9 protein-coding genes are annotated in these 10,327 nt (G+C 69.2%); 2 read left to right on the top strand and 7 right to left on the bottom strand.

Going from position 1 to position 10,327, the window contains the following annotated elements:
* From AC5LSR_RS01965 to AC5LSR_RS01940, 6 genes are all read right to left on the bottom strand, one after another.
* The coding region (locus AC5LSR_RS01965; protein WP_493468085.1) for a phosphotransferase at positions 1-504 on the bottom strand (504 nt) is incomplete at its 3' end.
* Between the two features lie 89 nt (positions 505-593).
* Positions 594-1,400, bottom strand: a complete 807-nt coding sequence (locus tag AC5LSR_RS01960) for an SDR family NAD(P)-dependent oxidoreductase (protein WP_250292117.1) — start codon at positions 1,398-1,400, stop codon at positions 594-596.
* A gap of 13 nt (positions 1,401-1,413) precedes the next feature.
* Positions 1,414-2,223: an enoyl-CoA hydratase/isomerase family protein gene (locus AC5LSR_RS01955; protein WP_250292118.1), complete on the bottom strand. Its 810-nt coding sequence runs from the start codon at positions 2,221-2,223 to the stop codon at positions 1,414-1,416.
* A complete protein-coding gene (locus tag AC5LSR_RS01950) occupies positions 2,220-3,788 on the bottom strand; it encodes a class I adenylate-forming enzyme family protein (protein WP_250292120.1) in 1,569 nt (522 codons plus the stop codon). The genes AC5LSR_RS01955 and AC5LSR_RS01950 overlap by 4 nt, the downstream gene beginning before the upstream one ends.
* A 156-nt stretch (positions 3,789-3,944) precedes the next feature.
* Entirely contained in the window at positions 3,945-5,036 is a 1,092-nt protein-coding gene (locus AC5LSR_RS01945) for an Rv3169 family protein (protein WP_250282427.1), read from the bottom strand.
* Positions 5,033-6,259 (bottom strand): cytochrome P450, encoded by a 1,227-nt coding sequence (locus AC5LSR_RS01940; RefSeq protein ID WP_250282429.1) that lies wholly within the window; start codon positions 6,257-6,259, stop codon positions 5,033-5,035. Before AC5LSR_RS01940 ends, AC5LSR_RS01945 begins: the two co-directional genes overlap by 4 nt.
* A 395-nt stretch (positions 6,260-6,654) precedes the next feature.
* On the opposite strand from AC5LSR_RS01940, the gene AC5LSR_RS01935 reads away from it, so the two are divergent.
* Together AC5LSR_RS01935 and AC5LSR_RS01930 are read left to right on the top strand one after the other, a co-directional pair.
* Positions 6,655-7,242, top strand: a complete 588-nt coding sequence (locus tag AC5LSR_RS01935) for a cupin domain-containing protein (RefSeq protein WP_493468084.1) — start codon at positions 6,655-6,657, stop codon at positions 7,240-7,242.
* 23 nt (positions 7,243-7,265) lie between these two features.
* Positions 7,266-8,894, top strand: coding sequence for a flavin-containing monooxygenase (locus AC5LSR_RS01930; RefSeq protein ID WP_250282433.1), 1,629 nt, complete (start codon positions 7,266-7,268; stop codon positions 8,892-8,894).
* Positions 8,895-9,029: 135 nt separating this feature from the next.
* Here AC5LSR_RS01930 and AC5LSR_RS01925 read toward each other — a convergent pair whose 3' ends face one another.
* Positions 9,030-10,199: an acyl-CoA dehydrogenase family protein gene (locus tag AC5LSR_RS01925; RefSeq protein ID WP_250282435.1), complete on the bottom strand. Its 1,170-nt coding sequence runs from the start codon at positions 10,197-10,199 to the stop codon at positions 9,030-9,032.
* Positions 10,200-10,327 lie beyond the last annotated feature (128 nt).

Here is a 10,327-nt window from a genome sequence, read left to right as displayed (position 1 = left end):
GGCGTTGTCGTCAAGCCAGTCGTACAGCCAGGACAGCGCCGGGTACGGCTCAGGGCGGCAGTCCTCGAACCGTGCGCGCCAGTAGGCCAGCTGCGGTTCACCGGTTCCCGCGGCCGGTGTGACGGCATGTAGCTCGGCTGCCGCCCGGGCCAGGTCCAGGGTTCGCGCACGGCCCAGCTCGGTGTCGGCCGAGAGGTACTCCACCGCGTCCGCTCGGCCCGGCAGCCGCTGGAGGAGCACCGCGGGCGCCCCGAACAGATGCCCGTCCGGGTCGTGCGCCCACACTTTCGGCGCCCGTACGCCACGTTCGGCCAGCCCGTCCAGTGCCGCGAACTCGTGTGCCGGGTCGGTCTGTACCTGCGAGCCGGGGGCACGGATGAGCAGGATCAACGGCTCCTCGTGTCTGCTCGCGTGCGTGTCCCGGCCCGAGGCCCAGCGGGCGTCGCAGGCCCACGCGACGCGAGCGTTCCCGCCGAAGACCCGCGCTGGCTGCGAGACAGCCACCTCCTCGGCCTCCGGCAGCCGCAGACGTAGCAGTTCCCGCACGCGAGCGGCCAGCTGGGCCGGTGCGTGCGCAGGAAGGGCGGGCCGGGTCATCGGACGCCGGCTGCGACCCGCAGGGTCTCGCCGGTGATGGCGTCGGACTGGGGCTCGAGGAAGAACGCGATGCCTTCGCCGAGGTCCTCCGGGGTGGGCACGTCACCGAGCGCCGTGTACCCGAGGTGCCGGTGCAGGTATCCGTCGTCGATCCACTGGCGTACCCGGTCGCTGAGGACCAGCCCCGGGGCGACGCAGTTGGCCCGAATCCCCTGACGGCCCAGCTGCACGCTGACGCTCTGGGTGAACGCGACCACCGCGGCCTTGGCCGAGTTGTAGGCGGCGTTACCGAGTTCGAGACGGTTGGCGAAGGCCGCCAGCGAAGCCACGTTGACGATCTTTCCGTAGCCCTGTGCGACGAAGTGCTTCTCCAGCGCGCGGCACATCAGGAAGGCGCTGTTCACGTTGAGCGCGTACATCTGCACCCAGCTGTCCAGCGAGATGGACTCCAGTGGCACATCGTAGACGTCGCGGTTGATGTTGACCATCCCGCCGGCGACGTTCGCCACGCCCTGCACCGAGCCGAACTCCGTCACCGCGAAGTCGACCGCCTGTCGCACGCCCGCCTCCGAGGTCACGTCGGCCTTGATCGTCCGCAGGGTTCCGGGCAGCTCGCGCGTGGACTCGGCCGTGCCGTTGAGCCGACGCGAGCTCAGGTCGACCGCGACGACGTTCGACCCCACCCGCAGCAGCCTGGCGGCGGCGGCGCCGCCGATGCCGCCGCCGGCGCCCGTGACGATGTAGGTGCGTTCGTCGAGAGGCAGGGTCGGCCGCCGCGGGGGGGCCACCGCTGTGCTGGGCATGTCAGGCTCGCCTTCAGATGTAGGAACGCTGGACGAAGTCCGGTGCGCGCTTCTCACGCAGAGCGGCCAGGCCTTCGGACGCCTCGGGTCCGGTGAAGCCCAGGATGCCGAACGCCAGGGAGGCCTCGAACGAGGGCCACGCGGCACGAACCCAGTTGTTGAGCGACTGTTTGGTCCAGCGGATCGCGCTCGGTGCCCCGTGCGCGAGCCGGGACGCGATGTGCAGGGCATGCTCGTCGACCACGGCGTCGTCGACACAGAACGTCACGAGCCCGATGCGCTCGGCTTCCTCGCCCGTGATGGCGTCGCTGGTCATCAGGTAGTACTTCGCCTTGGACAGCCCGCACAGCAGCGGCCATATCGCGACCGCGTGGTCGTCGGCGGCCACGCCCAGGGTGGTGTGCCCGTCCACGAGCTTGGCGGTGCGGCCGGCGACGCTCACGTCCGCCAGCAGCGCGGTGGCCAGCCCGCCGCCGGCCGCCGCTCCGCTGATCGCGGACACGATGGGCTTGCCGCAGTCGAGCATGTTCCGCACCAGGGCACGGCCTTCCTTCCACATCTGGCAGCGGAAGTCGTAGTCGTCGATGATGCGCTGCACCATGTCGAAGTCACCGCCGGCGCTGTATGCCCGTCCCCTGCCGGCGAGGACCACCGCGGACACCTCGGTGTCCTCGTCGATCAGGCGCCAGATCGCGCCCAGGTCCCGGTGCATCTGGAAGTCGAGGGCGTTCATCCGGCCGCGGCTGAGGGTCACCCGCAGGACGTGCGGCTCGGGCCAGTCGAGTTCCAGGCTCTCGTAGCCGGGGTAGCGGATGTCGGTCACAGCCCGGCCCCCGATCCGAACTCCCTGCGCAGCTCGGCCTTCGCGACCTTGCCGTAGACCGCGCGCGGCAGCTCCTCGCGGACCAGGACGTGGCTGGCGCGCTGGTACTTGGCCAGGCGCTCGTTGGCCCACTGCCGAAGCCCCTCCGGGTCGATCTCCGCGCCGGGGCGTGGGATGACGACCACCAGGGGCGTCTCGCCCCACTTCGGGTGCGGCACGCCGACGGCCGCGGCCTCGCTGACGTCCGGATGGCGCATGAAGACCTGCTCGACGTCCACGGCGAAGATGTTGATACCGCCAGATTTGATCATATCCTTGAGCCGGCCCGAGACATACAGGAAACCGTCCTTGTCCAGATGGCCGATATCCCCGGTCCGCATGAAGCCGCGACCGTCCGGGGCGGCCCAGGTCGCCTCCTCGGTCAGTCCGGGATTCTTGTAGTAGCCGTTCATCATCCCGATCGCATGCACCACGATTTCACCGCTCTCACCCGGGGGGAGTTCCGCGCCGGTATTGTCGATGATGCGGATGTCCTCCAGCATCAGGGGTTTTCCGACCGACGTGCGTTTGCCGCGGACGGCGTCCGCCGGCAGCCGCAGGGTCGCGAATCCCTCCGAGAATCCGTACACCTCGTGGATACCGGCGTTCGGGAAGGCGTCCTCCAGCGCGTGGTACGTCTTCTCGGCGATCGGCTGACCGGATGTGACGATGCAGCGCAGGCTGCTCACGTCATGGCCGCGCAGCCCGGGGTGCTCGAGGACGGCGATCCACTGGGTGGGGACCAGGAAGGCGTGGGTGGCCCGCTCGCGCTCCACGGCTGCCAGGAACGCCGCGGCGGTGAACCTGCGCAGGATGACGACCGTCCCGCCCCGGTACATCGTCGGGATCATCGTGATCCAGGTCCCGGACGCGTACGGGGGCGTGCCGAGGACGGCGACCGAGTAGCGGTCGACCTTCAGCCCCATCGCGAAGCCGTACGGGTACATCATGCGGCTGACGTGGGTGTGCTCGATGCCCTTCGGGTGCCCGGTGGTCCCCGAGGTGTAGAGGATGGTGATGACGTCGAACGGTTCGATCCTCACTCCGCACGGCGTGACCGGGGACTCGGCCAGCAGCTCCGGAACCGACCGCCAGTGGTCGTGGGCTGCGCCGAACGTGAGCCAGCGGGAGCCGCCGATCAGCGGCAGCCGCGCGCGGATGGAGTCGATGACCGGCTCGGTCTCCGGATCGGCGATCAGGACGACCGCGTCGGAGTCCGCCGCAAGGCGAACCAGTGACTCTCCGTCGAGCATGACATTCAGTGGCACCGTCACGCAGCCGGCCTTCGCGCTTCCCCAGAACGCGACGAACGCGTTCAGCGACGCGGGCATGAACAGCGCGACCTTGTCACCCTTGCCGAGGCCCTCGGCCCGCAGCAGGTTGGCTAACTGGTTCGTCCGCTCGTCAAGCTCACGCCACGTGAGCCGTTCTTCCTCGAATACGGCGGCCACCGTATCCCCGCTGACTCGCGCATTGTGCGCGATCACGTCCGGACACATCAACGAGAAGTCGTACTTCAGGCTCACGGGCGATCTCCTGATCTCTTCATCCGTCCGACCGCATGCTCGGTGAGAACGCACGGTAGCGACGGACGGAAGCCGTGACGAGGGCCACGCTGTCGAGGCCCCTGTTCCGGGTCACAAAGCTCCGAGTCACAAAGCCCCGGGTCACAGGGCCGTCGGTCACCACAGGGCCCAGCCGGGCCGGCCCTCGCGGCAGGCCTCGTACGCGTCCGGCTCGACCGGTTGCAGGATGCCCGTCGTCGCCCTCGTACCGTCGACGACGCTGCAGTGGTGCTCGTCCAGCCCCCGCAGCGTGCGGCGGACGTGCGGGTCGTTCACGTCGAACCGGTCCCATTCGGTCCGTTCCGGCCCCCCGTACTCGCCGGGATGCAGCCCCGCCCCGGGAGTGCCGCCGTAGAAGCCGCAGCACATGAAGGCGGTCTGGTTGCCCAGCCGCTCGAGGCGTAGGGACCGGTGGGTGCCGTCGTCGAGGGCCAGGTCGACGACGCCCGCCAGAAACAGGTGTGTGTCGGGTTCGAAGCGCAGGCGGCGTTCGATCCGGTGCACGCGGCCGCTGCCCGGGCGGGGGTCGTCGAGGCCGTAGAGCAGTTTCCCGCCCCAGAGGCCGACGTCGTGCAGGTCGATCCAGATCCCGCCCTTCCAGCCGGGCCGGTGCGCGCGCCCGCCGTTGAGCGCCGGGCCACCGACGCCCCGGCCGACGCCCCAGTGGCGGTCCCGGGTGCCGTGCGCCTGGCCGGGCGCCCACTCCACCCGAGTGCCACCGATCTGAACCCAGCCGGTGACCTGACCGAAGCTCTCGAATCCGGCGGTCACCTGCCGCTCGCCGGACGGCACCTGCGGCCCCCAGGCGGCGCCGTACGTCGGGCGGCGGGTGTCGGTCCACTCCAGGTCGTAGGAAAAGCCCCACTCCCCCGGCTCGAGGACGTGCCGCCAGCGGTGGAGCCCCGCGAGGATCGTGGGGCGCATCGGGCCCACCGTGAGGTCCGCCGGCTGCGACGACAGCGGACGGAAGGAGCGCACCGAGCGGTGGTCGCCACGGAAGTTGACGATCGCGTACGACTCGACCCGGCCGAGGACCGGGTAACAGCTGCCGCCCACAGCCAGGAGCAGGTCGCCCGTGTCGTCGTGCCACACGTTCCAGTACCGCTCGAAGAACCGCGGGTCGTTCGACGCGCGGGCCGGCGGGTGCGAGACGGGGTACGGAGCCGCGTGGACGAACTCGTCGTCACGCGGGACGAGCGGGGTGTTCACGCGTCCTCGAGCATGACCGGCAGCCGCAGCGGCCCGCGGCTGACCAGCGAGTTCGCCCACGGGATCGTGTCCAGGGGCTCGGCGAGCCGCAGCCGGGGGAACCGCTCCGCCATGTGCCTGAACGCGATCTGCCCTTCCAAGCGGGCCAGCGGCGCGCCGAGGCAGAAGTGCACACCCTTCGAGAAGGCGAGATGCCCGTTCGCCCGGCCCTCGAGAACGATCTCGTCCGGCGACGCGAAGACGGCGGGATCGCGGTTCGCGGCCGCGAGCATCGCGAAGATCCGGTCGCCCTCCCGCAGGCGCTGTCCCCCAAGCTCCGTGTCCGTGGCGAGCAGGCGCCCGGTGGACAGCACCGGCGAGTCGAAGCGGAGGAACTCGTCCACGGCGGGGACGATCAGGCCGTCGACATCGGCCGTCAGCTTGGCGGCGACGTCCGGGTGCTGGTGCAGGGCGATCAGGCCGTTGGTCAGCAGGTGGGCGGTCGTCTCCTGCGCCCCGTTGCCGATCATCATCATGCTCGCGATCAGCTCGTCCTCGGTGAGCGTCTCGCCGTCGACCTCGGTGGTGATCATGCGGGTGAGGGCGTCGTCCCGCGGGTGGGCCCGGCGTTCGTCGATCAGCTCACGGAACAGTTCCGCCATCGAGCAGGCGCCGTGCCGGGCTCTCTCGTACTTGTCGTCGACACCTCGCGAACTGCCGATGAACAGCATCATCTCGTCCGACCACCGCTTGACCTCGGTCAGCCGGTCGCGCGGGACCCCGAGCAGGTCCATGACGACGTAACCCGGCAGGGTAAGAGCGATCTCGGTGAAGAACTCGACCGGCCGGTCCTTCGGCAGGCCGTCGAACAGGTCCGACGTGATCTCGGTGATCGACGCCCGCAGGGACTCCACCATGCGGGGGTTGATGACCGTCGACAGGTAGCGGCGCAGCCGGGTGTGGTTCGGTGGATCCTGGAACACCATCCACAGCGACAACCAGCGCAGCACGTCGGCCGCTGTCGCGCGGTTCTCCTCGGAGAGCCGTTCGTGCACCGGCAGAAGACGATTCGCCGAGAACACCGCCGGCGCCGTGACCACGCTCTGAACACTGGCCCAGTCCACCGCGATCCAGCCCGACAACGGCTCGCACCAATGCACGCCGCCGGCGGTGCGCAGCTCCGCGAATATGGCATACGGATCGCGCAGTTGTATGGGATCAGTGGGATCGTACGCGGTCGGCATCGAACTCTCCAGGTTCTCGGAAAGCACGAGAATGGCACGCCGTCGGTCGGCTGTTCGACGGCCGCGACGTGCACGATCTGGAGCCGCGCACAAATCCCTCGCGCCGACCGACTCCCCCTCGAGTGCGATCCATGTCACAGTGAACCTTTCCCCACAAAGATCAACTACCTGCCGTGACAGCTACCTGCCGTGACAGGCAAGGGAGGAGGCCAGGAGCGCCTTCCCGGCCCCGCGCACCATCGGTCCCGGCCTCTGGAAGATCAGCCTGATCGCCCGGGCCGCCCTCGCGATCCTCCATGTCGAGCACCACCGCACCACCTGGCGACCACCACGGACACCGCCGCCGTCAATTACAAAAAGTAACCAATCATTACAGGGAAGGCTCAGTACCCGCCATGACTCTTTCCATCAGACGCGTCGTGACCGGCGTCGACAGCACGGGAACCTCCATCGCCCATGAGGACGCGCCGCTGCCACCCGTCGAACTGGCGATCATGCCTGGTGTCCAGATGTTCCAGGTGTGGGGAACGGAGGGCCCGCTCAGCAGCCCGCTCAGCGACCCGAAGCCCGACAACGCGGTCTTCTTCCCCGGGCCGGGCGGAACACGTTTCGGACTGTTTCGCCTCCCGCCGGAGGACAGCGCCGAACCAGATGCCGAACCAGGTGCCGAACCACACGAACCCAGCGCGGACGCGGCAACCCTCGAGTCCCAGGTCGCCGAGGCCGAAGCGAAGGTGCCAGGGTTGCTCGGCGTGTTCGAGCCCGACGCTCCGGGAATGCACCGGACCAGGAGCATCGACTACGTCATCGTCATCGAGGGCGACCTCTGGGTGGAACTCGACAACGGGACCGAGATCCACCTCCCCCCGGGCACGTGCGTGGTGCAGAACGGCGCCAGGCACGGGTGGCGCAACCACGGAAAGGTTCCGGCCACGCTCGCCTACGTGATCCTGGACGCCCAGCAGCCCGCCCAGGGCCACTGAAAACCAAGAAAGGACATGGCGTAATGCCTACGCAAACTCTCCCGGAAGTCGATGCCGTCGTCGTCGGCGCGGGCTTCGCCGGGCTCCGCACCATTCACCTGCTGCGGCAGCTCGGCCTGAGCATGCAGGTGTTCGAGGCCGGGGACGACGTCGGAGGCACCTGGTACTGGAACCGCTACCCCGGCGCCCGTACCGACACCGAGAGCTGGGCGTACTGCTTCTCGTTCGACCGTGAGCTGTGGCAGCGGTGGGACTTCCGCGAGCGCTACACCGCTCAGCCCGACGTCCTGGAATACCTGCGGGCGGTCGCGGACAAGCACGACATGCGCCAGCACATCCGCTTCTCCACGCGGGTCGACGGCGCCTACTTCGACGAGGCGGCCAACCGCTGGACGGTGACCACCGAGGACGGTCTGCGGATCAGCAGCCGGTGGCTCATCACAGGCCTGGGCTGGCTGGGCATCGCGTACAAGCCTCCGTTCCCGGGCGCGGACTCCTTCGCGGGCAAGTCGTACGTGACGTCGCAGTGGCCGAAGGAGCCGGTCGACCTCACGGGCAAGCGCGTGGCCGTCATCGGCACCGGCGCGACCGGCATCCAGGTGATCCAGTCGGTCGGGCAGGTCGCGGAGCATCTGACGGTGTTCCAACGCACCCCGAACTACGCGTTACCCGGGCGCAACCACGCGCTGGGCCCGGAGCAGCAGCAGGCGCTGCGACGTGACTTCGAAAACGTCTGGGAGAAGACGTTCAACCACGTGTTCGCCTTCCCGATGGAGCCGGCGAACCGCCTCGGCGCGCAGGTCGACGACGCCGAGCTCGAGCGCGTCCTGGAAGCCGGCTGGGAGGCCGGCGGCTTCCACTACATCTTCGAGACCTTCGACGACATGCTCGTCGACCAGCGGGTCAACGACGCCGCCTCGGAGTTCGTGCGGCGCAGGATCCGCGCGATCGTCAGGGATCCCGCGACCGCCGAGCTGCTGTGCCCGAAGACGCACCCGATCGGCGGGAAGCGTCCTCCGCTGGGCAACTTCTACTACGAGACCTACAACCGGCCCAACGTGACGCTGGTCAGCGTCCGTGACGACCCGATCCGGGAGATCACCCCGACGGGTCTGCGGACGGGGACCGCGGAGTACGAGTTCGATGTGATCATCTACGCGACCGGTTTCGACGCGATCACCGGACCGCTCGCCAGCATGAACGTGCACGGGGCCGGGGACCGGACGATTGCCGAGCAGTGGGCACGGGACGCGAAAGCCCTGCTGGGCATCGCGTCCCCGGGCTTCCCGAATCTTTTCGCGATCCTCGGGCCGCAGGCACCGTTCGCGAGCCATCCACCGGTGATCGAGACGCAGGTCGAACTGATCGGCAAGCTGCTGGCGCACGCGGTCGAGCAGGGCGCCGAGCGGGTGGAGGCCACCGAGGAAGCCGCCCAGGCCTGGTCGGACCAGTGCGACGCGATCCTGAACGCCACCCTCCTGCCGCAGGGCATGGGAGACCGGCCGTGGTTCCTCGGGGCGAACGTGCCCGGCAAGAAGCCCAGCACACTGTGCTATCTCGGCGGCCTGAGCAGCTATCGCGCCACCGTCGACAAGGAGGCCGACGGCGGCTTCCCCGGTTTCACCCTGAGCAGGTCGCCCGTACCGGCATAGCCGCCCGGTAGAGCCGCCCGGTAAAAACCGGTGCCCCGCCCGGGGAGGATTCGGGCGGGGCACCGGTTTTTCATGTTCTGCGCATCGGATGGTGAACGGCGCGGGAACTGCGGACATCCGGCGGGCATCGGCTTCTCACGTTTTGTGCAGCCCGAGCCCCCTGCTGATGATGAGTTTCATCATTTCGCTGGTACCGCCGTAGATTGTCTGTACCCGGGCGTCCGCCCAGGCCCGTCCCACCCGGTATTCCGTGGTGTAGCCGTAGCCCCCGTGCAGTTGCAGGCACCTGTCCACGACATGCTGCTGGGCCTCGGTGGTGTGCAGCTTTATCATGGCGGCCGTGTCGGCACCGAGATTTCCCGCCAGGTGCTCCCGCACCCCCCAGTCGACGAAGACCCGCGCCGCCTTCACCGCGGTGGCCAGCTCCGCGAGCAGGAACGCGCTGTGCTGGAACCGGCCGATCGGCTGGCCGAAGGCGGTCCTCGTCCTGACGTAGTCGAGGGTGTCCGCAAGGACGCCCTCCATTGCCGCGGCCGCCTGCACGGCGATGGTGAGCCGCTCCTGCGCCAGGTTCGCCATCAGGTAGCGCAGCCCCCTGCCCGGCTGCCCGAGCACGTTCGCGTCCGGGACCGCGACGTTGTCGAACGACAGCTCGGCCGTGTCCTGTGCGTGGAGCCCGACCTTGCCGAGGTTGCGGCCGCGCGTGAAGCCCGCCATCCCACGCTCGACGACCAGCAGGCTCAGGCCGCCGCCGCCGCCGTCGCCGTCCGGCTCGGTTCGCGCGACAACGATGACCAGGTCCGCGTGGATGCCGTTGCTGATGAAGGTCTTCGTGCCGTTCAGCAGCCATCCGCCGGGGGTTCGTGCCGCCCTCGTCCGGACGCCCCGCAGATCGCTGCCCGCGCCGGGCTCGGTCATCGCGATCGCGGCCACGAGTTCGCCCGACGTCATGCCCGGCACCCAGCGCACCAGTTGCCCAGGCGTGGCCAGTTCGGCGAAGTACGGTCCGCAGACGTCGTTGTGGACCGTGAATCCCGGCCCGGTGGCGCCGGCGCGGTAAAGCTCGGCGTCGACAACCGTGTTGAATCGATAGTCCGCGCCGCCGCCGCCGTACTCGGCCGGAAGCCCGAGACCCAGCAGCCCGGCCGCGCCGGCCTTACGCCACAGTTCCCGCGGAACGATCCCGTCGCTCTCCCACCGGGCGTGGTGGGGGGTGATCTCCCGGGCCACGAACGTCCGGACCAGTTCGGTGAACGCGGCCAGCTCCGCGTCGTGCTCTCGGACGGGTGCGAAGGTCCCTGTCATGTGGCGCCTCCCAGCGCTGTCCCGGGTGATGCGGCCAGGCAGGTGCGAAGGCCCTTTCAGGTATAACCGGGCCCGCCGTCCACAAGGGCGGGCCCGGTTGGTCCCGCGAACAAACGACGAGAAGGAGG

This window comes from Protofrankia sp. CiP1_Cm_nod4 (assembly GCF_982290645.1).
Note: the sequence above shows the minus strand (reverse complement) of the source record. Positions and strands in the feature narration are given on the sequence as shown.

Coding starts and splice junctions, on each gene's coding strand:
- AC5LSR_RS01960 (WP_250292117.1), bottom strand. CDS start 1,400: ATGCCCAGCACAGCGGTGGCCCCCCCGCGGCGGCCGACCCTGCCTCTC.
- AC5LSR_RS01940 (WP_250282429.1), bottom strand. CDS start 6,259: ATGCCGACCGCGTACGATCCCACTGATCCCATACAACTGCGCGATCCG.
- AC5LSR_RS01935 (WP_493468084.1), top strand. CDS start 6,655: ATGACTCTTTCCATCAGACGCGTCGTGACCGGCGTCGACAGCACGGGA.
- AC5LSR_RS01930 (WP_250282433.1), top strand. CDS start 7,266: ATGCCTACGCAAACTCTCCCGGAAGTCGATGCCGTCGTCGTCGGCGCG.
- AC5LSR_RS01925 (WP_250282435.1), bottom strand. CDS start 10,199: ATGACAGGGACCTTCGCACCCGTCCGAGAGCACGACGCGGAGCTGGCC.